Source organism: Hyphomicrobiales bacterium, assembly GCA_016710435.1.
Taxonomy (GTDB): Bacteria; Pseudomonadota; Alphaproteobacteria; order Rhizobiales; family Aestuariivirgaceae; genus Aestuariivirga.
Window position 1 is genome coordinate 905,010 of record JADJVV010000001.1, and the last position, 26,415, is coordinate 931,424.

Here is a 26,415-nt window from a genome sequence, read left to right on the forward strand (position 1 = left end):
GCGCAGACCTTGAGTCGGTATTCTGGAAGGACTCAGTCATGTATCACCACGTCAAGAAACTCATGTACACGGTGCGGGTTGATGCACCCGATCCGCGCTTCGGCAACATGCTGCTCGAACAGTTCGGCGGTGCCAACGGCGAACTCGCCGCGGCCATGCAATACTCGATTCAGGGCCTGAATTGCGATGACGCCTCCCGCAAGGACCTTCTGATGGATATCGGCACCGAAGAACTCAGCCATCTTGAGGTGGTGGGCACGCTCGCCAGACTCCATCTTTTGCCGATGAAAAACCTGCGCGATGCTGCCGAGGCGGACCCTCTCATCGCCATTGCCGGCGGTGGCGGCGTCAATCTCCACAATTCCATGGGCAATGCCTGGACGGCCGATTATCTCAAGATCACCGGTGAGCTCGACGTTGACTTGCGCAGCAACATCGCCGCCGAGGCACGTGCCAAGATCGTCTATGAACGCCTCATCAACTTCTGCGACGATGCGGGTAGCAAGGATGCCTTGCAGTTCCTGATGACTCGCGAAATCACCCATATGAAGGCCTTCGCCGCAGCCCTTGAGAGCATGGAAAAGCCAGCATTCTCGATCGGCCGCATCGCGCCGAGTGCCGGTGTCGTGAACCAGTACTTCAACGACAGTTCAGGGATGGGCGACATGGGAGAGATCGACACGCGCGGGCCCTGGAACCAGGGCGGCGAGTGGGAATATGTGGAGTCTCCCGCGCTGAAGTCCAACGGGAGTGCAAATGGAACCTCACAACCCGGCGCAGAAACAGCCGCCGATGGCGAAGTGGCTGGTGACATCATCTACGAGAACTCTTTGCCGGCGAGCGCAGAAGCCATCCGGGAAACACTGGTGGAGCATCTGCGCGATCTTCTGCATGCCGAGAAGCAGCTGGTGAAGGCCCTGCCCAAGATGGCGCGGGCTGCACAGTCACTCCAGTTGCGCGAGGCCTTCGAGATGCACCTCACCGAAACCCAGGACCAGGTGGAACGGCTGAACGAGGTGCTCGGCATGCTCGACGCCGGAGTTGCCCGCTTGAAGCCTTGCAAGGGCATGATGGGCCTGATCGAGGAAGGCGAGGAGATCATGGACGAGGGAAAGAAGAAGGATCCCTATCTTGCCGATCTCGGACTCATCGCCGCTGCCCACAAGGTCGAGCACTACGAGATCGCAAGCTACATCACCGCCCGCAACCTTGCATTCCAGCTCCGTATGCCGGAGGTGAGCCGCCTGCTGCAGATGTCACTGGCAGAGGAACAGAACAGCGACATGTTGTTGGATCAAATTGGGCGACCACTGAGTTCCGTGCTCGGACGGCCCGCTGCGGTGGTGTGACGGCGTCGCACTGAGAGTGTGATCTTCCATTTGCTGGACAGGATTTTCAGGAATCCTGCAACCCGGGCTGGGCGGAGCACACCGATCAGCGATGACTGCCTTTTATTGCGGAGTCTGGCCAGGCCGCATTGATTGAACCGGCAAGGGTGGAGAGCAGTGGACGTGGACGTCTTCCCGCTGCGGGCGAGGCACGGGTGTCTTATGGTGCGCGGTCAAGCCGCACGATCTGAAGGTCTGCACCGAAAGACAACTGCCCGTTCATGTCACCGTGCGGATAGCTGAATGTACCGAGGCGTCCGTCGCTGCAGGCGACAACTTGTGGCGACCGCTGTCCGGGAGCAGAACAGAGGACTCCTCCCGCGTTCACAATGTCCACCCCTTCGGGCGTGAACTTCCCGCTCCACAAGGGCACATTTCCGGCGGGAGAAGCTTGCCGTTCCGCATCAACATCGGCGGCGTACTTGCCGATGTCGAATTGGGGGCCCATGGCGCTGATATCGTTCAGTGTTGGCACACCGGGTGTTGCGCCGCCGTCATCATCGTCCTGGTTGGGCGCCACCGACGGATCTGCCTTTGCCAGCGCATCCGAGGGCGGTGCCGTCAAGGGGGCGCCATTGCCCGGCATGACCGAGGCATTTTCGAGGAGCGAGCGTTGGCTGGCGCAGCCACCCAGGCAAGTGACAAGCCCGAGCGCAAGACATGCCCCCAAACGCCCACGAACCCAATTGCCCTTCCAGGCATCCATACTGGTCTCCCGCGGGAAATATACCGTAAATCCCGGACTTTTTCAATTTTTCCTCAAATTGCGGTATGGCAAGGAGGGCAGTAAGAGTGCACTGATTGCAAACAAGGTTAACTTCCGGCGGCGCTGATGTTCTTTCGTTCCAAGCCTGATCTCGAACTGGCATCCGAATATGACGCCGCCTATCGCGAGCGGACGCCCCTCCCGGCCATCGTCATGCTGCTCACTGCCGTGCTGGCGATGGTGGGCTTTGTCGTGTGGGCGGCTCTCGCCAGACTCGATGAAGTCACGCGCGGTGAAGGCCGGGTGATCGCATCCAGCAAGACACAGCTTGTGCAGAGCCTGGAAGGCGGGCTGGTCAAGGAACTCCTGGTAAGGCCTGGACAGAAAGTCACTCGTGGCCAGGTGCTGATCCGCATTGATGACACCGGCTTCTCGTCAAACCTCGGCGAAGTGGCAGCGAAGATCCTCGCACTCACCGCCAAGGCGGCGCGGCTGCGGCATGAGGCGGAAGGCGATCCCATGGAGCCGCCGCAATTCCCCGCGGAACTTTCCGAGACGGCAGCGGAACTGATCCGCAATGAGACGCTGTTGTACGACGAGCGCCACAAGAGTCTTCAATCGCAGCTCACGGTGCTTGACGAGCGCGTCCAGCAGCGGTCGCTTGAACTGAAGGAATCAAAGGCATCGGCAGACCGGGCGCGTGAAGTGTTGGCGCTGGCCAAGCAGGAAATGGGCTTGAAGAAGCCGCTGGCTGACCGTGGCATCGTGCCGAAGACCGACATCATCCGTCTGCAACGTGAAATCACCGACGCCCAGGGCCAGATGGCCGTGCTGAAAGAGACACTGCCGAAGCTGGAGGCCGCCATACGCGAGGCGGAAGCGCAGGTTGCCGAACAGAAGCAGCACTTCCGGGAGGAAGCCCGCAGTGAACTCTCTTCCGTGGAGGCAGAACTGCAGGTCGCGACCCAGACCCAGAAAGGCGCCAAGGATCGCGTCGCGCGGGCCGACATCAAGTCTCCCGTGGATGGTATCGTCAACAAGGTCAATGCCAACACCGTCGGCGGCGTCGTCCAGGCAGGGCAGACCATCATGGAACTCGTGCCACTCGAAGATTCGTTGCGGGTGGAGGCACGCATTCGCCCCGCCGACATTGCCTTCGTGCACCCCAACCAGCCCGCCGTGGTAAAGTTAACGGCCTATGACTTCTCCATCTACGGTGGCCTCGATGGCGAAGTTGAATTGATTTCTGCAGACTCTGTTTACGATGAACAGCTGCGCGAGAGTTTCTACCTCGTGACCATTAAAACTTTACAGAACCGCTTAAAAGCGGGCTCAGATGAACTCCCTATCATCCCCGGCATGGTCGCATCAGTCGACATTCTGACGGGGAAGAAGAGTGTACTGGATTACCTGCTCAAGCCCATCAACAAGGCGCGCCAGGAAGCGCTGCGCGAACGGTAGTTCATTTTCCGCCGCAGGCCTGCTCATGGCCGCGGTCGCCGCCATTCCCTTTCTCATCACCAATCCCGCCCACGCAGCGAAGGCGGTTTTTCTTCAGCCCGCGCCAGTCGTCGCCCTTGGCCCCACCGGCGTGTTTCAGTCGCTGGAGTTTGCCACCAATGCCACCGCTGGACTCGGGAGCTGGAAATCCGTCCAGTCGCGCATCGTCCATGAAACGAAGATCTACCGCACCTGCGACGAGGCCGGCGGCAGCTGCCCCTCCTCGCTTCGTGCATGGCGAGCGGGCCTTGCGGCCTGGCGTGGACTTTCGCCCAAGGCCAAGCTCATACAGGTCAACCGTTTCGCAAATGCGGCCATTGCCTACACGGACGACCGCGCCGCCTTCCGCAAGGCGGATTATTGGGCAACACCAGCCGAGTCCCTCAAGGGCCGTGGCGATTGCGAAGACTACGCGTTGCTCAAGTACGTATCCTTGCGTGAGCTTGGCTTCAGGGATGACGAATTGCGCATCGTCGTCGTCAAGGATCTCCGCAAAGGCATCGGTCATGCCGTGTTGTCCGTGCGGCTGGCGAGCGGAACCTTCATTCTCGATAACCAGGACTCCCGCGTGCTGCGCCACGACAGCATCGCCCGCTACGCACCGATCTATTCCATCAACGCGGGCGGACGCTGGATCAACATTCCGACACAGAACCTGAAGACCCACACCGAACCAGCTGCCCTGGTGGCGACGGCGGAGGAACTGGGCGAAACGACAGAGACTGCAGCAGCGGCGCAAGCTCCTGCTCCCGTCCTGGCTGCGGCCACGCCGCCTCAATCAACCTTGCAGGCTGCAATCACGAAACCGGCCTTCGTGCCGGTCAGCATCGCTGCGCGCGAACCCGACGCCAATCCAGCCCGGCCCATTGCCCGGAAACTCGCGTCCATCTGGCCGCCGCTCCACTGGCTCCTGTCTCGTCTGCCCGTCTGACGAACCCGCAGGCCGGTCAGGCGACGCCGTTCTGGTCGGTCGTGTGGGTAGTGTCGTCGAAGAGAATGCTGACCTGGCCTGTCGACGCGCCGGAAATATTCGCAATGGTTGTCCAGCTTGTGCCACCAACCGTGCCATCAACGTCGACCTGCAACTGCCCGCCAGCCGTGACTTGCGCATAGTTTGACAGTGACTGGCCCCCAGCCGTGTCGACGGTGAAGAGGTCCGAAAGATCAATGACATCACTGGCACCAGTCGCACCCAAGACGAAGTCATTGATCGTATCGACACCGAGGAATGCCGTCTCATCAAAATAGACGACATCACGCGCTGTATCACCACCCGAAGCTCCGGTCAGGTTTGCGTCATTGGCATTGAGATGCAAGGTATCCGCGCCAGCGCCGCTGTGGAAATAGTCACCTCCCGCGCCACCCGTGAGCGTGTCCGTTCCCAGACCTCCGATAAGTGAATCGTTTCCAGCATTTCCAGACAAGCTATCATTGCCCGCCCCACCCAAAAGCATGTTGTCGGCGGCATCGCCGGTCAGGACGTCATTCAGACTGGAACCGATGATGTGGGGGTTGGCTGCGGTCGCCGTGCCCGCCGCACCTGTGATGGCCGTCACACTGGCGGAATAATCCAGCAGGTTTGATGTCGGGCTCACCAACGTGAAATCAACAGTGGACGTCACGCTGTCGCCATCGGCATCCACCAATTCGATCGGCAGATGAACGCTGACGGGCGCAGTCGTGGGCACAGAGGCACCAAACTGGCCGACCTGGAATTCCGACCCCGAGACATAGGAATATTCAATGCTGCTGTAACCGGTTCCAGCGGTGTAGGTTCCGATCAACGTATTGTTGACGACACCTCCCACATTGGCGGAACCATCTCCATTCAACACCACGGTGAAGGTCTGGCCACCAACCGAGTAGGATGGTGCCAAGGGCGCCGTGAGGTTGATGAACTGTTCCGCCCCGTTGTAGGCGATGACAATTCCAGTCAGCGGATCCGGTGCACCGTCACCCACAACTTCGATATCGTTGATGGAAGGCGTATCGTTCGTGTCATCGAAAGCCTGAATCTTGACCACGGAAGCTGCCTGGATTGAAACGAAGACGGCGGTAGAGCCATTGACATCATAGTGGCCGTCAAAAATATGGTTCCGGTTCGCAGCTGTGCCGTAGCTCGCAGAGGGCGGAGATCCACGCAAGTCAGTCACAAAATCCACGCGGAGTGTTTCAACAACTCCACCTGGCGTACCACCAATATTGTTTCCGCCTGACACGGCACCGTTGGATACGCCACCGGCAGTTGCCGTTGTATTGATGCGCCCATCATGGACACCGCCAACCTCCGGGGTAATCAGGAGGTCCGAACTGTTGTTATCAATCACAGTTCCGCTCGACAGATCTTCATTGAGGGGCACAAAACCGGTCCATCCAAGATTGCCGCCTTCAAAGTTGTATTGGCCCGAACTGAAGTTGACACTGGTCTTGCTGTCCACCGTGCCGTTCATGTCGATGACGTAGGTGCCACTGGAGGGATCAAGAGTAACCACGAACACGCCGGGGCCGCCGACACCGGCCGTGGCCGTCAAGATCAGCCCATTCGATGACACATCGTAAACGATGGGGGTCCCGTTCGATGTCAAGCCGGAAGACTGGGTCTCCAGATAACTCGCGAATTGCACCTTGCCTGCTCCGTCCGCGCCATAGTTGTTGGCAACGGACAGGTCTGTATCGAGATCAAAAGTGAGGTTGGTGTTGGATGCGCCGTTCTTCAACGCCGCATCTTCCGGCACCAGAGCAATTCCGCTGTCGTCCTCTACCGTTACCGTGAGGGTGGTCGGCACCGTGGCCGTCCCATCTGTAGCGGAGACATTGAAGACGAGGTTCAGGTTGTCCTCAAGCAGCGGGTTCGGATGATCGATCGGTCCATTCAGCGTGACTGTGTAGGCTCCTGCCGCTGTCAGGGTTGCAGTCAAAATCGGAACGCTTCCTGCAGCGCCTGTGATGCTGGTCGCCGTTACCGTCCAGGTAATCGGAACTGCATTGCTGGTCAGTCCGGCAGGACCACCCGTGAAGGCAAAACTCACTGGCTCGCCGTCCACGTCCCCGGACGTGAATGAACCACTGAATGTCTTCGAATTGGTGGTGTCGGCACTGCCAACCCCGTCAGCGTTTGCAGACGCCAGGCCCTCCTCGGACACGATGCCCGAAGCGACTCCGACCGTCGGCGCATCATTCGTCCCGAACACCGACAGCGTCAGGCTCGACGAGGCCGTCGCCGTCCCGTCCGAGGCCGTGTAGTTGAACGTCTCCGTCAGCGGCGCATCCTCCGTGTCCCGCGCCTGCACGGCGTTGTAGGCCGCCAGGTTCTGCGCCGCCGTATAGAGCGTGTAGCTGTACGTCCCGTTGGCATTGAGCGTCAGGATGCCATAGCTCCCGTTGATCGCCGTGCCGACGTTGCCCGCATCCCCGTTCACCGCCGTCACCGTCAGGCCCTCGACGTCCACATCCGTGTCCGCCACATCGGCAAAGCTCCCCGACGGCGCGCCCGCATGGGCCGCATCCGTCAGCACATTGCCGCTCGCCGTCAGGTTCGTGTCTTCCTTCACCCAGTTCGTGTCCGCGTTCGCAACAGGCGCATCATTCGTCCCGAACACCGACAGCGTCAGGCTCGACGAGGCCGTCGCCGTCCCGTCCGAGGCCGTGTAGTTGAACGTCTCCGTCAGCGGCGCATCCTCCGTGTCCCGCGCCTGCACGGCGTTGTAGGCCGCCGGGTTCTGCGCCGCCGTATAGAGCGTGTAGCTGTACGTCCCGTTGGCATTGAGCGTCAGGATGCCATAGCTCCCGTTGATCGCCGTGCCGACGTTGCCCGCATCCCCGTTCACCGCCGTCACCGTCAGGCCCTCGACGTCCACATCCGTGTCCGCCACATCGGCAAAGCTCCCCGACGGCGCGCCCGCATGGGCCGCATCCGTCAGCACATTGCCGCTCGCCGTCAGGTTCGTGTCTTCCTTCACCCAGTTCGTGTCCGCGTTCGCAACAGGCGCATCATTCGTCCCGAACACCGACAGCGTCAGGCTCGACGAGGCCGTCGCCGTCCCGTCCGAGGCCGTGTAGTTGAACGTCTCCGTCAGCGGCGCATCCCTCCGTGTCCCGCGCCTGCACGGCGTTGTAGGCCGCCAGGTTCTGCGCCGCCGTATAGAGCGTGTAGCTGTACGTCCCGTTGGCATTGAGCGTCAGGATGCCATAGCTCCCGTTGATCGCCGTGCCGACGTTGCCCGCATCCCCGTTCACCGCCGTCACCGTCAGGCCCTCGACGTCCACATCCGTGTCCGCCACATCGGCAAAGCTCCCCGACGGCGCGCCCGCATGGGCCGCATCCGTCAGCCATTGCCGCTCGCCGTCAGGTTCGTGTCTTCCTTCACCCAGTTCGTGTCCGCGTTCGCAACAGGCGCATCATTCGTCCCGAACACCGACAGCGTCAGGCTCGACGAGGCCGTCGCCGTCCCGTCCGAGGCCGTGTAGTTGAACGTCTCCGTCAGCGGCGCATCCTCCGTGTCCCGCGCCTGCACGGCGTTGTAGGCCGCCAGGTTCTGCGCCGCCGTATAGGAGCGTGTAGCTGTACGTCCCGTTGGCATTGAGCGTCAGGATGCCATAGCTCCCGTTGATCGCCGTGCCGACGTTGCCCGCATCCCCGTTCACCGCCGTCACCGTCAGGCCCTCGACGTCCACATCCGTGTCCGCCACATCGGCAAAGCTCCCCGACGGCGCGCCCGCATGGGCCGCATCCGTCAGCACATTGCCGCTCGCCGTCAGGTTCGTGTCTTCCTTCACCCAGTTCGTGTCCGCGTTCGCAACAGGCGCATCATTCGTCCCGAACACCGACAGCGTCAGGCTCGACGAGGCCGTCGCCGTCCCGTCCGAGGCCGTGTAGTTGAACGTCTCCGTCAGCGGCGCATCCTCCGTGTCCCGCGCCTGCACGGCGTTGTAGGCCGCCAGGTTCTGCGCCGCCGTATAGAGCGTGTAGCTGTACGTCCCGTTGGCATTGAGCGTCAGGATGCCAAAGCTCCCGTTGATCGCCGTGCCGACGTTGCCCGCATCCCCGTTCACCGCCGTCACCGTCAGGCCCTCGACGTCCACATCCGTGTCCGCCACATCGGCAAAGCTCCCCGACGGCGCGCCCGCATGGGCCGCATCCGTCAGCACATTGCCGCTCGCCGTCAGGTTCGTGTCTTCCTTCACCCAGTTCGTGTCCGCGTTCGCAACAGGCGCATCATTCGTCCCGAACACCGACAGCGTCAGGCTCGACGAGGCCGTCGCCGTCCCGTCCGAGGCCGTGTAGTTGAACGTCTCCGTCAGCGGCGCATCCTCCGTGTCCCGCGCCTGCACGGCGTTGTAGGCCGCCAGGTTCTGCGCCGCCGTATAGAGCGTGTAGCTGTACGTCCCGTTGGCATTGAGCGTCAGGATGCCATAGCTCCCGTTGATCGCCGTGCCGACGTTGCCCGCATCCCCCGTTCACCGCCGTCACCGTCAGGCCCTCGACGTCCACATCCGTGTCCGCCACATCGGCAAAGCTCCCCGACGGCGCGCCCGCATGGGCCGCATCCGTCACATTGCCGCTCGCCGTCAGGTTCGTGTCTTCCTTCACCCAGTTCGTGTCCGCGTTCGCAACAGGCGCATCATTCGTCCCGAACACCGACAGCGTCAGGCTCGACGAGGCCGTCGCCGTCCCGTCCGAGGCCGTGTAGTTGAACGTCTCCGTCAGCGGCGCATCCTCCGTGTCCCGCGCCTGCACGGCGTTGTAGGCCGCCAGGTTCTGCGCCGCCGTATAGAGCGTGTAGCTGTACGTCCCGTTGGCATTGAGCGTCAGGATGCCATAGCTCCCGTTGATCGCCGTGCCGACGTTGCCCGCATCCCCGTTCACCGCCGTCACCGTCAGGCCCTCGACGTCCACATCCGTGTCCGCCACATCGGCAAAGCTCCCCGACGGCGCGCCCGCATGGGCCGCATCCGTCAGCACATTGCCGCTCGCCGTCAGGTTCGTGTCTTCCTTCACCCAGTTCGTGTCCGCGTTCGCAACAGGCGCATCATTCGTCCCGAACACCGACAGCGTCAGGCTCGACGAGGCCGTCGCCGTCCCGTCCGAGGCCGTAGTTGAACGTCTCCGTCAGCGGCGCATCCTCCGTGTCCCGCGCCTGCACGGCGTTGTAGGCCGCCAGGTTCTGCGCCGCCGTATAGAGCGTGTAGCTGTACGTCCCGTTGGCATTGAGCGTCAGGATGCCATAGCTCCCGTTGATCGCCGTGCCGACGTTGCCCGCATCCCCGTTCACCGCCGTCACCGTCAGGCCCTCGACGTCCACATCCGTGTCCGCCACATCGGCAAAGCTCCCCGACGGCGCGCCCGCATGGGCCGCATCCGTCAGCACATTGCCGCTCGCCGTCAGGTTCGTGTCTTCCTTCACCCAGTTCGTGTCCGCGTTCGCAACAGGCGCATCATTCGTCCCGAACACCGACAGCGTCAGGCTCGACGAGGCCGTCGCCGTCCCGTCCGAGGCCGTGTAGTTGAACGTCTCCGTCAGCGGCGCATCCTCCGTGTCCCGCGCCTGCACGGCGTTGTAGGCCGCCAGGTTCTGCGCCGCCGTATAGAGCGTGTAGCTGTACGTCCCGTTGGCATTGAGCGTCAGGATGCCATAGCTCCCGTTGATCGCCGTGCCGACGTTGCCCGCATCCCCGTTCACCGCCGTCACCGTCAGGCCCTCGACGTCCACATCCGTGTCCGCCACATCGGCAAAGCTCCCCGACGGCGCGCCCGCATGGGCCGCATCCGTCAGCACATTGCCGCTCGCCGTCAGGTTCGTGTCTTCCTTCACCCAGTTCGTGTCCGCGTTCGCAACAGGCGCATCATTCGTCCCGAACACCGACAGCGTCAGGCTCGACGAGGCCGTCGCCGTCCCGTCCGAGGCCGTGTAGTTGAACGTCTCCGTCAGCGGCGCATCCCTCCGTGTCCCGCGCCTGCACGGCGTTGTAGGCCGCCAGGTTCTGCGCCGCCGTATAGAGCGTGTAGCTGTACGTCCCGTTGGCATTGAGCGTCAGGATGCCATAGCTCCCGTTGATCGCCGTGCCGACGTTGCCCGCATCCCCGTTCACCGCCGTCACCGTCAGGCCCTCGACGTCCACATCCGTGTCCGCCACATCGGCAAAGCTCCCCGACGGCGCGCCCGCATGGGCCGCATCCGTCAGCACATTGCCGCTCGCCGTCAGGTTCGTGTCTTCCTTCACCCAGTTCGTGTCCGCGTTCGCAACAGGCGCATCATTCGTCCCGAACACCGACAGCGTCAGGGCTCGACGAGGCCGTCGCCGTCCCGTCCGAGGCCGTGTAGTTGACCGTCTCCGTCAGCGGCGCATCCTCCGTGTCCCGCGCCTGCACGGCGTTGTAGGCCGCCAGGTTCTGCGCCGCCGTATAGAGCGTGTAGCTGTACGTCCCGTTGGCATTGAGCGTCAGGATGCCATAGCTCCCGTTGATCGCCGTGCCGACGTTGCCCGCATCCCCAGCCTCGAATATCGTCATCTGGAGTATGTCATTTTATTCTGCTAGACAGTAAGGAACTTCCGGGTGTGGCAACAAATCCGAAATTCTTGGCAGCATATGTTTTCAGTATTGGTCAATTGATAACTTTGTTGCTTGACTCTTGGTCGAGCATTCGGGTCGGGGGCAGACTGTGATTGACGACTTAATAGTGGCGAAGTCAGCTTCTTTTTATTCAATTGCGCGGAAACTTTCGGACAAAGCCATCGGTGATCTTTTTACTGAACTACGTGCGGCTCAGCCAACGGCGAGCAACGCCATTTTTCGACATGTGCGCGAGGCTGTTGGTAACGCACGGTGGTCCGCCCTTTCTTTCCTTTACGACAGCACCCCTGCATTTCTAAACTCGACCTCGAACGTCAGGGAGCGTCTCTGTGGGTATCTGCTGCTGGTAGAATATGGACGCCACGTCGCCATCTTCGGATCGAGGCTGAGTCTTCCCAGCAAATTCAAGTCCACCTATTTGGCACAAATACCCGCAGCCCGGGTCGAGTCGGCAATCGCCAAACAGGATGCCATTTTTCACAAGATGCGCATGCGTAATATGTCTGTATCGCGGTTCGCAATGCGCAGCAAAACGCTGGAGGCAGCAGACCTAGCTAATGTCGTTGGTCCGGCCGGGAGTCGCAGGTATGCGCCACAGGCCTACTCGGTCATTGTGGATGGCGTACAGTCTACCGCGACGCCAAGCACCGGCCGGATATCTGTGCGGTCTGATAAGGTTAGGTATCTTGATCTCGTCGACTTTGCCAAGAGCGTGATCGATGATCTAACAGGTGATAACGCAGCAGTTTCCGCTTTCATACGGACGTTCGCGCGCCCGATAGCTTTGGCTGATGCGTTGCGGGATTCACAGCCGCTTACTTTGGCCTTTGATACCACTGCCCTACTTGAGGCAGTTACGGGAGAAGACCCGTCGCTCCGTATTGTCAGGGTTGGCGACGATACAGTTCAACTACCCGAAGTGGAACTCCAGGCGCTTATTTCCACGCTTGATCAGCCGTTCGAACTTAGGGGCGACGATCGATTGCGCCAAGCATTCATTGTCCAATCCGATGACAAAGCTGCGAGCATCAGTCTAAACAAAGACAGAATTGCCCTTCGTTCACTCGATCTCGCGGCCTGCGATGGCATCGAAATCGAGGATACCACTCATCCCCTCGGCGAGGATCCCGATCGGCGGCCGCTCCGCTATTTTCTGGATGAAAGCGACGCCTTCCTCGTCTTGTTTGATGACATACGGCTCGCATATATCGGCGGGACGTTGTTCCGCGACGAAACACTTGTCGATGGCGGAGCAGTCTTTCTCCAACATCTTCACGTGAGCGGCGCGCTTGACCATGTCACAAGCGAGAAAGGGCAATTTAGCGTGGCGCACACCGCCTTCGACGACAACTCGACTTTCGGCGCTATCGTTGGGCATATCGGTGCCAACGACACCATTCTCGTTTGCGACGACCTTGGAGATGAATGGGCCGATTTCATTGGAGTAAAAACGGACAACGGGCTTGTTCAAGTCAGTTTCTATCATGGCAAGCACGGAGCGCTTTCCTTGGGAGCGAGTCCATTTCATGTTTCGGTCAGTCAGGCGGTCAAGAACCTCGGAAATATGAGTTTCCCAGCCGAACGTATGCAGGCGAAGTTGGTTGGTTGGTCAACGATGTACGCTAACCACAATCATGTCACGCAGATCGCTCGCATCGTTCGCGGTGACGCTCAAAACCTTGTCAATAAGCTTGGTGCCACCCGCACCGCACCCGAAGTTCTTAGGCGGGCGATTATTGTGACTTCATCCCTTAGCAAGCAGGCTGTCGCCGAGACTCTGGCTGCCGCGCAAGCGGGCCAAACACCACCAGCTTCGTTCGTTCAGCTTTACTGGCTGCTTCAATCCTTTTTTTCCGACTGCGCGGATGCTGGAGTAGCCGGGTCTATCGTCTGCCGCGCCTAGTGGAGTTTGCAAGCCACTACGTTAGCCGAGATTTGTTCCCTTCGGGACGAGTCACTATTGCGATTTATACCGGTCCACAGAATTCAATTTAGGACCGACCTTAAGCTGCAAGTGAAGGCTGCTTAGGGCGTATTGAAGTGACAGCTTACTCCGTGGTTCGCTCAATGGGCTGTTCTGCTAGCTTCTCTACGACAAAATCGGGCGGCAGGTTGGGTGGAGCATAATCGGGTGACACACCTTTGTGTTTCAGAACGGATTCATGAACTGTTGCCGCTTGCTCTACTGGGCGTGGTTCACCACGAGGAAAGTAGAATCCAAACCAGCTGCTTCTTGCAAGCCATTCACGGTATTTGATCTTCTTGGGAATGTACTCAATCAATCGCCAGCCTCCGCGAAGAGATTTATGTGGTTTTGCAGCTGGATCAGGTTTCACATAGTCAAACGGACTGCCCTTGCGCTTGTGACCCCATACGAGCTGGTTGATCGATTGGGTGTTGAATTCAAGTTCATGTCCCTTTGCCTCGTCAATCATCCAAAGAAGCGGAAACTTCGAAAGTCCACTCTCAGCTTCGGCATAGCCTCCTCCAACATCCGCGTGAACTCCTGGGAACCACACTTGTTTCGCGTCTTGCGGCTCCGAGTTGTTGATCTTGCTGAAGCGGTTTTTCATGAAAATCTGGTTTGGCAACCAAGGTTCCAAGCGGAACATCCTGCGACGTTCGTCAAGAGATGCTGCTTGCCGAAACACCTGTACGCTAGGGTTCTTACGCGTATAGGGAAGCGTTTGAAGGCTGAAGGTATAGAAGCGGTCAGGTCTTGGTACGATGATGCTCGCGACTGTGTCCCAGACGCCAAGGAAACGGATGGTAGGCCAGCGGGTTGATGCTATCCTCGCGAACTGGGCTGCCCGGTCATCCTTGGTCTGCACCAGTTCGTCTTCGCGCTCAATAGATTGCTTGTAGGCAGTAAGTGCTGAACCGGCTAGATTCATCTGCTGTGGAAACAGCACGCCAATCTTGTGAATGAGCGCCGCAAGAACGCGCGCCGTGTGCGCACCGCGACTGAAACCAACGATGTAGATGTCATCGTCCTCTTCATAGTTTTCTATCAGAAATTCATATCCTGCCAAAACACTGTCATCGAGACCATACCCCGTCGCCAGTCCTAAAACTGTCTTGGTATCTTGCCAGAGTTTGGTCCAAGGATTTGGGCGCGCGAGAGTCCCCACCCCGGGATGATAGAAAACAACTTGCCTCGACGAGGAGCTGTCAGACTTCTTGAGCGTTCTGTAGAACTTCAACACATTGGAGATGTTCTCGCCGATTTCGTTTCCAGTTCCGTCGCAACAGACCACTAGCTTTTTCATTTCAGCGCTCCCCTTCGAATCTGAAGACGATGTTAGACTTTGAGGGTAAGCGCGCAACGGTGAGTTTCCCCCGATTTCCCGCCTTTCCCAATTGAGCAAATCGCACATTCGCGACGATGCTTGGGTCACATTCCGGAGTGGTTCCGGACTGCAATCCAAGCGGAAGCAGAATGACGCCGACCAAGATACTTGTCGGGCAGGGATGCCTTGTTGTCTCGATTGTGGGGGGTGGCCTGTGGGCCTCGACGCAATGGACGGCAGCGATGCTCGGCAACCAGCCGGGACTGGGCACGCCACTCACCAAAGTTCTTGGGTATCCGCTCTATGCGCCGTGGCGTTTGTTCGAGTGGTGGTACGCTTACGAACCCTACGCGCCAGAGGTGTTTCGCACAGCAGGCCTATTTGCGGGCGGCAGCGGTATCGCCGGCACACTCGTCGCCATTGCTGGTTCGCTCTGGCGCGCGCGTCAGACTCGCAATGTCACGACCTATGGTTCAGCCAAATGGGCCAGCGCCGAAGACCTGAAGCGCGCCCGCCTGTTCTCCGGCAATGGTGTGTTCCTGGGGAAGCTGGGTGAGACCTATCTCCGCCATGATGGCCCGGAACATGTGCTGGCTTTCGCGCCGACCCGATCTGGCAAAGGCGTGGGGCTTGTCATCCCGACCTTGCTCACATGGCCGCACTCTGCCGTCATCCACGATATCAAGGGTGAGAACTGGCAGCTGACGGCTGGCTTCCGGTCGAAGTTCTCGCACTGCCTGTTGTTCAATCCGGCTGATCCCAGAAGCGCCCGCTACAATCCTTTGTTGGAAGTGCGGAAAGGCGAATGGGAAGTCCGCGACGTTCAGAACATTGCTGACATTCTGGTCGATCCCGAAGGCGCACTGGAACGCCGGAACCATTGGGAGAAGACCAGTCACGCCCTGCTGGTCGGCGTGATCCTGCACGTCCTCTATGCCGAAGGCGAAAAGACCCTGGCGCGGGTGGCGTCATTTATGTCTGATCCATCCCGGTCCATCGAGCGCACCCTGCGCGTGATGATGTCGACCAATCATCTCGGCACCGACAAGGCGCCGCGGGTGCATCCGGTTGTCGCATCCGTCGCCTGTGAGCTGTTGAACAAGTCGGAGAATGAGCGTTCCGGCGTTCTCTCTACCGCTATGAGTTTTCTGGGACTGTATCGTGACCCGGTCGTGGCCCGGAACACCGGCGCTTGCGACTGGCGCATTGCCGATCTGATGGAAGCGAGGAAGCCGATTTCGCTTTACCTCGTCATACCGCCAGCTGACCTTTCCCGCACCAAACCTCTGGTTCGTCTGATCCTCAACCAGATCGGCCGCCGGCTTACGGAGTCGCTGGAAGGCCAGAAACGCCAACCACGCAGCAAGCTACTGCTGATGCTGGACGAGTTCCCGGCACTTGGGCGGCTGGACTTCTTTGAGACGGCGCTGGCCTTCATGGCGGGCTACGGCATCCGTGCCTATCTCATTGCCCAATCCCTCAACCAGATCATCAAGGCCTATGGTGAGAACAATTCCATTCTCGACAACGCGCACGTCCGCATTGCCTTTGCAGCAAACGACGAGCGCACGGCCAAGCGGATTTCAGATTCACTAGGGACAGCCACCGAACTGCGTGCCCAGAAGAACTATGCGGGTCACCGGCTTGCCCCTTGGCTTGCCCATGTGATGGTGAGCCGTCAAGAGACAGCAAGGCCCTTGCTCACACCCGGCGAGGTCATGCAGCTGCCTACCGATGAGGCGCTGGTTCTGGTTTCTGGTCTGCAGCCGATCAAGGCCAAGAAGCTCCGTTATTTCGAAGACGACAATTTCAAGGGTCGCGTGTTGCCGCCCCCTGTCTTAGCTGAAGGTGACTATGCGGATCGTCCGCCGCAATCGCCTCACGACTGGCAAGGACAAGTCCGCTCCGAAGATACACGGCTGGAGAAGCCATGGTTTGCCCAGTTGCATGGTGAAGGAGGTGATCAAGGCGGCCTCAAGCGCGAGCCCTGGAGCGATGAGGTCGCCGCCACATCCACAAGTGTCGAACCAGATAATGACATCAAAGTGCTCGATGACGATTTCGAGCAGGCGACGGCCAACACCGATCCACTGTCCCGATCCGCTGCGGCTCGCGCCTATGGCGTCGAACGGGCCGATGGCGATGACGCCCTGCCAGTGTTCGAAAGATAGGATCATGCAGAAGCGCCGCAACTCATCCAAAATCAAGATCACCGTCAACGTGTCGCGCTTCGTCGCAGACCAATTGACGCTCGCCTGTAAGGATCCGTCGAAGAACAAGTCGCAGCTTACCGAGCGCGCGCTTCAGCAACTCCTCAATCCCGAGCGGGATTCCTTGCGTGATGGCGGGTTGCAGCGCCGCATGGATCGCATGACCCGCAAGATCGACTTGCTCGATCACCACCATCAGGTGGCATTGGAAAGCATTGGCCTGTTTATCCGCTATTTCTTGACGGTGACGCCGCCCCTGCCGAAATCGGACCAGGAGGCCGCGCGCGCCAAGAGCCATCAGCGCTTCGAGGCCTTCATCGCGCAACTTGGCAAGCGTATCGCCGGATCACAGACACTGGTTGGCGAGGTGATGGACAAGGTTGTCACTCACGATCCCGATCTTTTGCTCCGGGATTTCGACGATCCCACTTTCGAGAGTTCTTCCAAATCAGCTTCGGCGGTGCCTGCGGGACACAGCCGTCGGGGAGAAGCCCCGGCATCGCAAAGGAGTTCTGCGTCCTCCCAACCGGATGCGGTGCCGGGCGCTTCGTCTCAAAACGAAGGAGTGCGCCGTGGATAAGACGATCACCTCCTTCAGTGAAGAAGCGCTGTCCCGCCGCAGGACCATGTTGAGGACCGCGTTTGGAATGGCGATTGCAGATGCTCTTGCCGACCCTCAGGTCGTCGAAGTCATGGTCAATCCCGACGGCAGGTTGTGGATCGACCGGCTGGACACCGGCCGTTCCGACACAGGCACGATCCTGCAATGGTCGGAAGTCGAGCGCATCATCCGATTGGTGGCAAGCCATATCCGGCTGGAAGTGCATGACCGTTCGCCGATTGTCAGTGCCGAACTTCCCGATTCCGGTGAACGCTTCGAGGGCTTGATCCCACCGGTCGCACCGGCACCATGTTTCTCGATACGCAAACCCGCCAAGCGCGTGCATCGTCTTTCCGACTATGTGGAACAATCCATCATGCCACCGCAGGTGGCGACCTACCTCAAACAGGCCGTTCTTTCGAAGGCCAATGTCATCGTGGTGGGCGGCACCAGTTCCGGCAAAACTACACTGGTCAACGCATTACTGGCGGAAGTTGCAGCCACTCTGGACCGCGTCGTCATTCTGGAAGACACCCGCGAGCTCAATTGCACCGCGGAAGACTGCGTAACGCTGCGCACCAAGCCAGGGCTTGTGTCGCTCGCCGATCTTGTGCGCTCCACCATGCGACTCAGGCCCGACCGCATCATCGTCGGCGAGGTGAGAGGCGCCGAAGCCCTCGATATGTTGAAGGCCTGGAACACCGGTCATCCCGGCGGGCTTGCCACCGTTCATGCCAATTCAGCACGGGGTGCCCTCTACCGCATCGAGCAGCTGGTGCAGGAATGCGTCGTCACGATCCCACGCCGTCTTATCGCTGAGGCCATCGATCTTCTGGTGTTTCTGGAAGGGCGCGGCGCATCGCGCAAGGTCACGGAAGTCGCGAAGGTCGAGGGCCTGACCCCTGATGGCGACTATGAACTCACGCCCATTTTCTCGCACGCCAATTCCCTCACAACCAACAGGAGTCTGTCATGAGGTCACCACGTTTGCTTTCGGCTGCAATGCTTGCAAGTTCAAGCCTTGGCGCCTTGCTGTTTCAGGTACAGGTCGCGCATGCAGCGGGATCCGGCATGCCCTGGGAAGCGCCGCTGACACAGGTGCTGGAGTCCATCGAGGGACCGGTCGCCCGCATCGTTGCGGTCATCATCATTATCATCACCGGTCTATCGCTGGCGTTCGGCGACACATCAGGCGGTTTTCGCCGGCTGATCCAAATCATCTTCGGCCTTTCCATCGCCTTTGCCGCCACCTCCTTCTTCCTCGCCTTCTTCTCCTTTGGTGGCGGCGCACTCGTCTGAGGATTGATCAACATGTCGAACGCCCATCTCCCCGGCTTTCAAGTCCCCCTCTACAGGTCCCTGACTGATCCTATCCTCTTGGGTGGCGCACCGCGCGGGTTTGCCATCCTCAACGGTACACTCGCTGCTGCCCTTGGATTGGGTCTCAGACTCTGGATCGTCGGGCTTCTGGTCTGGGTGGTGGGCCATGCCGTTGCGGCCGCGGCGGCGCGCAAAGATGTGCAGTTTGCCGAGGTAATTTCTCGGCACGCAAGGCACAAGGGGTTTCTCGCATGCTGAACCTCACCGAGTATGCCAAGAAGCCCAAACTGCTCTCCGATTACCTGCCTTGGGGCTTCCTGGTGGGGCCGGGTATCATCCTCAACAAGGATGGCAGTTTTCTGAGGCTCGCGCACTATCGCGGTCCTGATCTCGAAAGCGCCACGGAAGCGGAACTCATTTCCGTGACGGCGCGCATCAACAATGTCTTGAAGCGCTTCGGTTCCGGCTGGGCCTTGTTCTTCGAGGCGGCCCGCAAAGAGGCGTCCACCTATCCGCTGTCGGAGTTTCCTGATCCGATTTCGCTGCTGGTCGATGAGGAACGGCGCAAGAGCTTCGAAGCGGAAGCGGGGCACTTTGAGAGCAACTACACATTAGCCCTGTGCTGGTTGCCGCCCGCTGAGAGGCAGGACAAGGCCGGTAGCTATCTGGTTGAACGCGGTGATGATGAGACACTTGCGTCGGAAGCGCGGGGATTCGAATGGCAGGATCACTTCAAGGCGGAGACGGAGCGCGCGCTTGATCTCCTGGCGACCATCCTGCCCGAGATCAGGTTTCTTGATGATGAAGAGACGCTGACACATCTGCACGGACGTGTTTCAAGCAAGGATCATGTTGTTTCAGTTACCGCCGTCCCAGCCTATCTCGATGCACTGCTGGCGGATACGAGCTTCACGGCCGGCATGGCGCCGAAGCTGGGGGACCAGCATCTCAGGACGCTCACGATCCTCGGCTTGCCGGGGACGACAACGCCAGGGCTCCTCGATGCGTTGAACGATCTCGCCTTGGCTTACACCTGGGTCACCCGCTGGATTGCGCTTGACCGTACCGAGGCCCAGACACTTCTCACCCGCAAGCGCCGGCAATGGTTCGCAAAACGTAAGTCGGTTGCAGCGATCCTGCGTGAAGTGCTGTTCAATCAGGAGACCGTGCTGCTTGACACCGATGCGGCCTCAAAAGCAGCTGAGACCAATGAGGCATTGGAGGATTTGGGATCAGGTGATGTCGCCTTCGGGTATGTGACGACAACGGTCAGTGTCACTGCACCGACGTCAGTCGAGGCTGGTGAAGCGCTGCGGCAGATCGAGCGTGTCATCAACACACGCGGCTTTGTCTGCATTACCGAAAGTTTCAACGCCGTCGAGGCCTGGCTCGGATCATTGCCGGGGCATCTCTATGCCAATGTGCGGCAGCCGATCGTTCACACGCTGAACCTGGCTCACATCATGCCGATCTCCAGTGTCTGGGCGGGGCCGCATTGGAATGAGCACCTCAACGAGCCGCCCCTGCTGCATGCAGCAACAAGAGGGTCCACGCCTTTCCGCGTGAATTTGCATGTCGGCGACGTGGGTCACACCACCATTGTCGGACCTACGGGTGCGGGCAAGTCGGTGTTGCTTGCCATGCTCGCCTTGCAGTTCCGGCGCTATGACAGGGGCCAGGTCTTCATCTTCGACAAGGGCCGGTCAGCCCGCGCTGCCGCCTTAATGATGGGTGGCACAGCGCTCGATCTCTCCATTGGCGGTGGCATCGCATTTCAGCCACTGGCGGACATCGACGATCCGGTAGCGCGGGCCTTTGGCAGGGATTGGGTTCTCTCATTGCTGTCCCATGAAGGTGTTGCCACCGATCCGGCCGTCAAGGATGAGGTCTGGGCAGCGCTCACCAATCTGGCGTCAGCGCCGAAGCCAGAGCGCACCCTCACGGGGCTTTCGCTGCTGTTGCAATCCAACAGGTTGCGGCAGGCGTTGCAGCCCTACGCGTTGGAGGGACCGTGGGGATCCTTGCTGGACGGCAAGGAGGACCGCTTCAGTTTTGCCAGTGTCATGCATTTCGAGCTGGAAGGCTTGATGGAGACCAAGGGACTGGTGTTGCCGGTCCTCACATATCTCTTCCATCGCCTTGAATCCCACTTCGATGGCAGGCCAACGCTGCTCATTCTGGACGAAGCCTGGCTGTTTCTGGATTCGCCGCTCTTTGCGTCCCGCATTCGTGATTGGCTCAAGACCTTGCGCAAGAAGAATGTTGCCGTGGTTTTTGCCACGCAATCCTTGTCCGACATCGCCTCCAGCACCATTGCACCTGCCATCATCGAGAGCTGCCCAACCCGCATCTTCCTGCCCAATGATCGCGCCATCGAGACGCAGATCAGGGAGATCTACGAGCGCTTCGGATTGAATAGCAGGCAGATCGAGATCATTTCCCGGGCCACACCGAAGCAGGACTATTACGCCCAGACGGCACGGGGCAACCGCCTGTTTGAGCTCAATCTTGGTCCTCTGGCATTGGCCATCTGTGGTGCCTCTCGGCCGGAAGACCAGCGTCTCATGGACCAACTCCAGAAGGTGCATGACGAGGTCGACTTCGTCATCGCCTTTCTCAGGGCCAAGGGCTTTGCCCACGAGGCCGATCTCATTGCCAGAGCGACAGGTCAAACTGGCCATACCCATCCGGACCACGGGACGGCGCAATCCCCAACCATCGCCACAGGAGTAACCTCATGACCACACGATCATCCAAAATCCATCTTGCTCTGGCTGCCAGTGTGATGGTGGCGACGGGTCTCGTCGCAACGACCATTGCAACGCGGCCCGCGCAAGCCCTCACCGTTTTCGATCCGTGGAACTATAAGCAGAATCTGCTGACCGCGATTAGGTCACTCACCGAGATCGAGAACCAGGTGAAGCAGCTCACCAACGAGGCCCAGATGTTGATGAAGATGGACCTCAATCTCGAACAACTAGGTTCATCTGTCGCCGGCGATCTCAAGGACTCCATGGGAGAGATCAAGTCATTACTCGACGAGGCCAATGGCATTGCCATGGATGTGAAGGCGACCGAGTCCAAGATCAAGGACCTGTTTCCGGATGAGTATGCGTCAGCCTTTACCAATGACCAGTCCCTGAAGCAGGCCAAATCCCGCTGGGATGAGACCCTATCCGCTTTCAAGCGCAGCATGAGTCTCGAAGCCAAGGTGGTCGAGAATACCACGGAAGACGGCAATACCCTGTCTGATCTCTTGTCCAAGTCTGGAAGTGCCGTTGGCAGTTTGCAGGTCCAGCAGGCGGGGAACGAGCTCTTGGGCCTTGGTATCAAGCAGCAGCTGCAATTGCAGAACCTGATGGCGGCCGATCAACGAGCCCAGGCCCTGGACCGGGCGCGGGCTTTGTCATCACAGGAAGAGTCACGGCTGCGCTTCCAGAGCTTTGTCGGGGACGGCGTCGCCTACACGCCGTAACCGGACAGACTTCACGGCATCACAGCAACAGTCTCGGACGGACCCATCCGTCCGGGGATCGAGACCCCTTGTTTTCAAACGAAGTGACCGCCCATGGACGATCTCAATATCATCGACACATTCACCCAAACCTTCGTCACCTATATTGACTCAGGTTTTGGCATCCTGAGCCCCGATGTCAGTTTCCTGACCTCGACGCTGGTGGCGATCGATATCATCCTGGCTGGTCTGTTCTGGTCACTGTCTCATGAAGACAATGTCGTTGCGCAGTTGATCCGCAAGATCCTCTATGTCGGCTTCTTTGCTTTTCTCCTGAATAATTTTGCAAGCCTGTCGTCGGTCATCTTCAACAGCTTTGCCAGTCTGGGGTTGAAGGCGTCGGGCTCAACGCTCACAGCGACTGACCTGATGCGCCCCGGTTTTGTCGCCGGCACGGGCTTCACCGCCTCGCAGCCGCTGCTCGATCAGGCCGGAAGCCTGATGGGCTTCACCTCGTTCTTTGACAATGTCGTCACTATCACCGTGCTGCTGCTCGCCTGGATCATTGTGCTATTGGCGTTCTTTATCCTGTCAGTTCAACTCTTCATCACCATCCTGGAGTTCAAGCTCACCACACTGGCGGGCTTCATCCTCGTGCCCTTTGCGCTGTTTGGGAAGACGTCATTTCTTGCCGAACGGGTGCTCGGCAATGTCATGACCTCCGGCATCAAGCTCATGGTCCTCGCCATCGTGGTGGGCATTGGCTCCACGCTGTTTGGCACGCTCACCGCTGCACCTACAGGCGATATCACGCTGGAACAGGCGGCAGCCCATATCCTGGCAGCTATTGCTGTCTTTGGATTGGCCATCTTTGCGCCCGGCATCGCAGCGGGATTGATTTCAGGCGCGCCTCAACTGGGCGCCGGGGCCGCCGTTGGCACTGCGGCAGGTCTTGCGGCCGCTGGTGTGGCAGGAGCCGCAGGGGCAGGTCTTCTGGCGCGGGGTGCCGCCGCTGGTGCAGGCCGTGCCGTCACCTCGGCAGCATCTCTGTCCGGTGCAGCGCAGGCAGGCTTCAAGGCTGGTGGGGTCGGCGGCGCACTCAATGCCACTGTGGGCCAGCCCCTCAAGGATGCAGCCTCAAAGGCGTCAGCGCCCATGCGCGATGCCTATCGCGAGGGTTCGGCTTACGGCCTCAAGGCAGCAGGCGGAAGTGCAGCAGCTTCTGGAGCTGGGAGCTCAGGTCGTGGCAGTTCGCCCTCGTCCGCCGAGCCTGATTGGGCGCGTCGCCTACGCCGCCGTGAACAGATGACCCGTGCCGGGACCGTGGCCAGCCAGTCGATCCGCGAGGGCGATCGCGGTTCGGCGAGCGAAGGCCCCGATCTCAATCCCGACAGCTAATCTCCGAAAGGTCTTATCCATGCGCTTCAGACGATCATCGTTGCACTACGGCGAGTCCGAGATTCCCGTCACACCCTATCAGAAAGCGGCCCAGGTTTGGGACGAACGCCTGGGCAGTGCCCGTGTCCAGGCGCGCAACTGGCGCCTGATGGCTTTCGGCTGCTTGATCATGACGGGTGGGCTTGCGGCGCAGATAGCGGTGATGAGCACCACATCTCGAGTCACACCCTATGTGGTCGAAGTCGAGCGGGGTGGTGAGATCCGGGCCGTTGCACCCGCCGTCGAACGCTATGAACCCAGTGACGCGCAGATCGCGGCGGAACTTGCGCGTTTCATCGAACATGTGCGGGGGATTTCCATTGATCCGGTGGTGGTGAAGCAGAACTGGCTCAAGGCCTATGACTATGCCACCGACCGGGCCGCCCTGACCCTCAACGATTATGCCCGCGACAATGATCCCTTTGCCAAGATTGGCCGCAGGTCAGTGTCCATCGAGATCACCTCTGTGGTGCGGGCCTCGCCGACCTCGTTTCAGCTGAGGTGGCGGGAGAAGGCCTTTGAGAATGGCTCGCTTGCGGCGACGGAGAGTTTCACGGGTGTCCTGACCATCATCGTGAAGCCACCCCGCGACGCCGCGACCCTCAAGGCCAATCCGCTCGGCATCTATGTCAACGCCATCAATTGGTCGCGCGAACTCGATCCCCCAAATCCCCCCAAAGCCCCAGGAGGTTCCCAATGAAGGTTCTCGTTCTCAGTGTTTCTATGTTTGCACTCGCTGCCTGCACCTCGCAGGCCAAACTCAACAGCTTCGCCGATGAACCTTTTGTTGAGGCCAAGGTCATTGGCGAACCGGAAGCCCCGGTAAAGGTGGTTGAGACGCCAAAAGTCCTGCCGCTCCCCGGCCAATTGAAGAAGCTGCCGGGAAAGAAGAAGGGAGACGCCGTCGAAGAGATCGATGATCCCTTGATGCGGGTTGATGACGCCAATGCGCAAGCCACCAAGGAACCCACCAAGGCCGGCTATGTCAACGCCATCCAGGTCTATCCCTATTCAGCAGGCGCCCTCTACCGGCTTTATGCCTCAGTCAATCAAGTGAGCGACATCGCCCTGCAGCCGGGTGAAAAACTGGTCTCGGTCTCGACCGGTGACACGGTGCGCTGGATTGTCGGTGACACAACCAGTGGCGAAGGAGCATTGGCTCAGGTTCACATTCTGGCCAAGCCCATTGCTGCCGATCTCTCCACCAACATGGTGATCACCACGGAGCGGCGCACCTATCATCTGGAGCTGCAATCGACCGAGATGACCTCAATGTCGTCTCTCTCCTGGTCCTATCCTGCTGATGATCTCATTGCCATCCGGAAGAAGAATGAGGGGCTCACGGGGGCAGATGGCATTTCCATCGATGACGCCCAGACCTTCGACAATCTCAACTTCCACTACCGGATTGTAGGACGCGGTGACTTTGCCCCCGCCCGCGTTTTCGATGATGGTGCAAAGGTCTATATCCAGTTCCCCAGCTCGCTGCCGCAGGGCGAAGCGCCACCGCTCTTTGTGCAGAGCTCGGGCGGTAAACCCGCATTGGTCAACTACCGGGTCAAGGGCAACACCTATATCGTTGACCGGCTCTTTGCTTCTGCCGAGCTGCGCCTCGGCACCAAGCCGCAAAGTGTTATTCGCATTATCCGCACTGACGCCGTGCAACCCAGGCGCCGTTACCTCTTCTCGGCACGGGGAGACAAGTGATGGCAGAGCAGTCACGTCCGCCGGAAGACATTGAGCTCAGAGTCAGGCCAAAGCCCGTGCGCCGTATCAACCGCAAGGTCCTGATGGCCGGAACAGCTGTTCTGTCGCTGGTTCTGTTTGGCGCGGTGCTGGTGGCCCTTGATCCGCCGGACTTTCGGGGCGGGAAGGAACCGCAGGAGCTCTACAACACTGACCGGAAGCTCACAGCCGAAGGCCTGGCAGGCCTGCCATCTTCCTATGATGCCATCCCCAAGCTCGGACCACCTTTGCCGGGCGACATTGGTGACGCCATGCACAAGGTCGACACCAAAGCGCCGCCGGAACTGCCGATTGCTGACAAACCCTTTCAGCCCGACCCAGAGGCTGACATTGCCCGGGCCGATCGTATCCGGCTGGCCCGGCTGGCCCAGCAGGGGCGAGAGTCCAAGCTGTTTTATTCCGTCGCCACCGTCCGGAAGACAGGTGAACCGGAAGCAGGCCAACAAGGTGAAGCGCAGCAGCCATCGCCCTTCACGATGTTGCCCAATCCGAATGACGCGACAGGACAACCGGCACCGCAGGTCCCCCAGACGGCTCAAGACAAGAAGCTCGCCTTCCTGAACGGCAAGCCTGACGGCGACGCACTCAATCCTCACACCCTGCAGAAGCCAGTGTCGCCTTACACATTGATGGCGGGCTCAATAATCCCCGCAAGCCTCATCACCGGCTTGAACTCTGATCTGCCGGGTTTCGTCATCGGCCAGGTGACAGAACAGGTCTATGACACGGTGACTGGCCGCCATCTTCTGATCCCGCAAGGCACCAAGATCATCGGCAAGTATGACAGTGTCGTCGCCTTCGGCCAGAAACGCGCGCTTGTCGTCTGGCAAAGACTGATCCGGCCGGACGGCTCGTCCATTGTCATCGACAATCTCCCCGCCACTGATGAGGGCGGCTATGCGGGTCTCGAAGACAAAGTCGATTATCACACCTGGCAGCTCCTGAAGGGCATTGCCCTTGCCACACTCTTGGGTGTCGGCACGGAACTGTCAGTGGGGAATAGCAACGACGATCTGGTGGCAGCACTCCAGCAATCCGCCGCCCAGAACACCGACAGGGCCGGACAATCCCTCGTGCAGCGCCAGCTCGATGTGCAGCCAACCATCACCGTGCGACCCGGCTGGCCACTTCGCATCATCGTTCACAAGGATCTGGTGCTTGATCCCTATCCCAAACCCAATGTGAGGTGA

At 59.7% G+C, this 26,415-nt stretch carries 24 protein-coding genes; 15 read left to right on the forward strand and 9 right to left on the reverse strand.

The window, feature by feature from the left end; all coding sequences use genetic code 11:
- Window positions 1-38 precede the first annotated feature (38 nt).
- Window positions 39-1,349, forward strand: a complete 1,311-nt coding sequence (locus tag IPM06_04390) for a DUF892 family protein (protein ID MBK8769654.1) — start codon at window positions 39-41, stop codon at window positions 1,347-1,349.
- 199 nt (window positions 1,350-1,548) lie between these two features.
- Here the strand turns inward: IPM06_04390 and IPM06_04395 are convergent, their stop codons facing one another.
- Complete coding sequence (locus IPM06_04395) at window positions 1,549-2,094, reverse strand: hypothetical protein (GenBank protein ID MBK8769655.1); 546 nt, start codon at window positions 2,092-2,094, stop codon at window positions 1,549-1,551.
- 126 nt (window positions 2,095-2,220) lie between these two features.
- On the opposite strand from IPM06_04395, the gene IPM06_04400 reads away from it, so the two are divergent.
- Complete coding sequence (locus tag IPM06_04400) at window positions 2,221-3,555, forward strand: HlyD family type I secretion periplasmic adaptor subunit (protein MBK8769656.1); 1,335 nt, start codon at window positions 2,221-2,223, stop codon at window positions 3,553-3,555.
- Between the two features lie 25 nt (window positions 3,556-3,580).
- Window positions 3,581-4,525 carry a transglutaminase-like cysteine peptidase gene (locus IPM06_04405; GenBank protein MBK8769657.1) on the forward strand — a complete coding sequence of 315 codons (945 nt, stop codon included), beginning with the start codon at window positions 3,581-3,583 and terminating at the stop codon, window positions 4,523-4,525.
- A gap of 16 nt (window positions 4,526-4,541) precedes the next feature.
- Here IPM06_04405 and IPM06_04410 read toward each other — a convergent pair whose 3' ends face one another.
- From IPM06_04410 to IPM06_04440, 7 genes are all read right to left on the reverse strand, one after another.
- Complete coding sequence (locus IPM06_04410; GenBank protein ID MBK8769658.1) at window positions 4,542-7,601, reverse strand: type I secretion C-terminal target domain-containing protein; 3,060 nt, start codon at window positions 7,599-7,601, stop codon at window positions 4,542-4,544.
- On the reverse strand, window positions 7,585-7,875 hold the full coding sequence (locus tag IPM06_04415; GenBank protein MBK8769659.1) for a hypothetical protein: 291 nt from the start codon (window positions 7,873-7,875) through the stop codon (window positions 7,585-7,587). The genes IPM06_04410 and IPM06_04415 overlap by 17 nt, the downstream gene beginning before the upstream one ends.
- 117 nt (window positions 7,876-7,992) lie before the next feature.
- Entirely contained in the window at window positions 7,993-8,925 is a 933-nt protein-coding gene (locus tag IPM06_04420) for a hypothetical protein (protein ID MBK8769660.1), read from the reverse strand.
- Complete coding sequence (locus IPM06_04425; GenBank protein ID MBK8769661.1) at window positions 8,810-9,640, reverse strand: hypothetical protein; 831 nt, start codon at window positions 9,638-9,640, stop codon at window positions 8,810-8,812. The genes IPM06_04420 and IPM06_04425 overlap by 116 nt, the downstream gene beginning before the upstream one ends.
- On the reverse strand, window positions 9,624-10,454 hold the full coding sequence (locus tag IPM06_04430) for a hypothetical protein (GenBank protein MBK8769662.1): 831 nt from the start codon (window positions 10,452-10,454) through the stop codon (window positions 9,624-9,626). The genes IPM06_04425 and IPM06_04430 overlap by 17 nt, the downstream gene beginning before the upstream one ends.
- On the reverse strand, window positions 10,438-10,863 hold the full coding sequence (locus tag IPM06_04435) for a hypothetical protein (GenBank protein MBK8769663.1): 426 nt from the start codon (window positions 10,861-10,863) through the stop codon (window positions 10,438-10,440). Before IPM06_04435 ends, IPM06_04430 begins: the two co-directional genes overlap by 17 nt.
- Window positions 10,847-11,104 carry a hypothetical protein gene (locus IPM06_04440; protein MBK8769664.1) on the reverse strand — a complete coding sequence of 86 codons (258 nt, stop codon included), beginning with the start codon at window positions 11,102-11,104 and terminating at the stop codon, window positions 10,847-10,849. The genes IPM06_04435 and IPM06_04440 overlap by 17 nt, the downstream gene beginning before the upstream one ends.
- 1,060 nt (window positions 11,105-12,164) lie before the next feature.
- On the opposite strand from IPM06_04440, the gene IPM06_04445 reads away from it, so the two are divergent.
- Window positions 12,165-13,070 (forward strand): hypothetical protein, encoded by a 906-nt coding sequence (locus IPM06_04445; protein MBK8769665.1) that lies wholly within the window; start codon window positions 12,165-12,167, stop codon window positions 13,068-13,070.
- Window positions 13,071-13,215: 145 nt separating this feature from the next.
- Here the strand turns inward: IPM06_04445 and IPM06_04450 are convergent, their stop codons facing one another.
- On the reverse strand, window positions 13,216-14,436 hold the full coding sequence (locus tag IPM06_04450) for a DUF2235 domain-containing protein (GenBank protein MBK8769666.1): 1,221 nt from the start codon (window positions 14,434-14,436) through the stop codon (window positions 13,216-13,218).
- Window positions 14,437-14,606: 170 nt separating this feature from the next.
- Between IPM06_04450 and IPM06_04455 the strand changes: the two genes are divergently transcribed.
- The 11 genes from IPM06_04455 (at window position 14,607) to IPM06_04505 (ending at window position 26,415) form a co-directional block, all read left to right on the forward strand.
- Window positions 14,607-16,628, forward strand: coding sequence for a conjugal transfer protein TraG (locus tag IPM06_04455; protein MBK8769667.1), 2,022 nt, complete (start codon window positions 14,607-14,609; stop codon window positions 16,626-16,628).
- Window positions 16,629-16,632: 4 nt separating this feature from the next.
- A complete protein-coding gene (locus tag IPM06_04460) occupies window positions 16,633-17,247 on the forward strand; it encodes a hypothetical protein (GenBank protein ID MBK8769668.1) in 615 nt (204 codons plus the stop codon).
- A 46-nt stretch (window positions 17,248-17,293) separates the two neighbouring features.
- On the forward strand, window positions 17,294-18,244 hold the full coding sequence (gene trbB, locus IPM06_04465) for a P-type conjugative transfer ATPase TrbB (protein ID MBK8769669.1): 951 nt from the start codon (window positions 17,294-17,296) through the stop codon (window positions 18,242-18,244).
- A complete protein-coding gene (locus IPM06_04470) occupies window positions 18,241-18,567 on the forward strand; it encodes a TrbC/VIRB2 family protein (protein ID MBK8769670.1) in 327 nt (108 codons plus the stop codon). Before trbB ends, IPM06_04470 begins: the two co-directional genes overlap by 4 nt.
- Before the next feature lie 12 nt (window positions 18,568-18,579).
- The gene (locus tag IPM06_04475) at window positions 18,580-18,846 is read left to right on the forward strand and encodes a VirB3 family type IV secretion system protein (protein ID MBK8769671.1); all 267 of its coding nucleotides are present in this window, start codon (window positions 18,580-18,582) and stop codon (window positions 18,844-18,846) included.
- Window positions 18,840-21,329, forward strand: coding sequence for a conjugal transfer protein TrbE (locus IPM06_04480; protein ID MBK8769672.1), 2,490 nt, complete (start codon window positions 18,840-18,842; stop codon window positions 21,327-21,329). Before IPM06_04475 ends, IPM06_04480 begins: the two co-directional genes overlap by 7 nt.
- Entirely contained in the window at window positions 21,326-22,063 is a 738-nt protein-coding gene (gene trbJ / locus IPM06_04485; GenBank protein ID MBK8769673.1) for a P-type conjugative transfer protein TrbJ, read from the forward strand. The genes IPM06_04480 and trbJ overlap by 4 nt, the downstream gene beginning before the upstream one ends.
- Window positions 22,064-22,156: 93 nt before the next feature.
- Window positions 22,157-23,440 carry a P-type conjugative transfer protein TrbL gene (trbL, locus tag IPM06_04490; protein MBK8769674.1) on the forward strand — a complete coding sequence of 428 codons (1,284 nt, stop codon included), beginning with the start codon at window positions 22,157-22,159 and terminating at the stop codon, window positions 23,438-23,440.
- Window positions 23,441-23,459: 19 nt separating this feature from the next.
- Complete coding sequence (locus tag IPM06_04495) at window positions 23,460-24,179, forward strand: conjugal transfer protein TrbF (GenBank protein MBK8769675.1); 720 nt, start codon at window positions 23,460-23,462, stop codon at window positions 24,177-24,179.
- Complete coding sequence (trbG, locus tag IPM06_04500; protein MBK8769676.1) at window positions 24,176-25,186, forward strand: P-type conjugative transfer protein TrbG; 1,011 nt, start codon at window positions 24,176-24,178, stop codon at window positions 25,184-25,186. The genes IPM06_04495 and trbG overlap by 4 nt, the downstream gene beginning before the upstream one ends.
- Window positions 25,186-26,415: a TrbI/VirB10 family protein gene (locus IPM06_04505; GenBank protein ID MBK8769677.1), complete on the forward strand. Its 1,230-nt coding sequence runs from the start codon at window positions 25,186-25,188 to the stop codon at window positions 26,413-26,415. The genes trbG and IPM06_04505 overlap by 1 nt, the downstream gene beginning before the upstream one ends.

Bases quoted from the DNA above. Each gene is read 5' to 3' on its own strand.
- IPM06_04390 (MBK8769654.1), top strand. From the start codon at position 39: ATGTATCACCACGTCAAGAAACTCATGTACACGGTGCGGGTTGATGCA.
- IPM06_04480 (MBK8769672.1), top strand. From the start codon at position 18,840: ATGCTGAACCTCACCGAGTATGCCAAGAAGCCCAAACTGCTCTCCGAT.
- IPM06_04475 (MBK8769671.1), top strand. From the start codon at position 18,580: ATGTCGAACGCCCATCTCCCCGGCTTTCAAGTCCCCCTCTACAGGTCC.
- IPM06_04450 (MBK8769666.1), bottom strand. From the start codon at position 14,436: ATGAAAAAGCTAGTGGTCTGTTGCGACGGAACTGGAAACGAAATCGGC.
- IPM06_04400 (MBK8769656.1), top strand. From the start codon at position 2,221: ATGTTCTTTCGTTCCAAGCCTGATCTCGAACTGGCATCCGAATATGAC.
- IPM06_04440 (MBK8769664.1), bottom strand. From the start codon at position 11,104: ATGACGATATTCGAGGCTGGGGATGCGGGCAACGTCGGCACGGCGATC.
- IPM06_04395 (MBK8769655.1), bottom strand. From the start codon at position 2,094: ATGGATGCCTGGAAGGGCAATTGGGTTCGTGGGCGTTTGGGGGCATGT.
- trbJ (MBK8769673.1), top strand. From the start codon at position 21,326: ATGACCACACGATCATCCAAAATCCATCTTGCTCTGGCTGCCAGTGTG.
- trbB (MBK8769669.1), top strand. From the start codon at position 17,294: ATGTTGAGGACCGCGTTTGGAATGGCGATTGCAGATGCTCTTGCCGAC.
- IPM06_04470 (MBK8769670.1), top strand. From the start codon at position 18,241: ATGAGGTCACCACGTTTGCTTTCGGCTGCAATGCTTGCAAGTTCAAGC.
- trbG (MBK8769676.1), top strand. From the start codon at position 24,176: ATGAAGGTTCTCGTTCTCAGTGTTTCTATGTTTGCACTCGCTGCCTGC.
- trbL (MBK8769674.1), top strand. From the start codon at position 22,157: ATGGACGATCTCAATATCATCGACACATTCACCCAAACCTTCGTCACC.
- IPM06_04495 (MBK8769675.1), top strand. From the start codon at position 23,460: ATGCGCTTCAGACGATCATCGTTGCACTACGGCGAGTCCGAGATTCCC.
- IPM06_04405 (MBK8769657.1), top strand. From the start codon at position 3,581: ATGGCCGCGGTCGCCGCCATTCCCTTTCTCATCACCAATCCCGCCCAC.
- IPM06_04455 (MBK8769667.1), top strand. From the start codon at position 14,607: ATGACGCCGACCAAGATACTTGTCGGGCAGGGATGCCTTGTTGTCTCG.
- IPM06_04505 (MBK8769677.1), top strand. From the start codon at position 25,186: ATGGCAGAGCAGTCACGTCCGCCGGAAGACATTGAGCTCAGAGTCAGG.
- IPM06_04460 (MBK8769668.1), top strand. From the start codon at position 16,633: ATGCAGAAGCGCCGCAACTCATCCAAAATCAAGATCACCGTCAACGTG.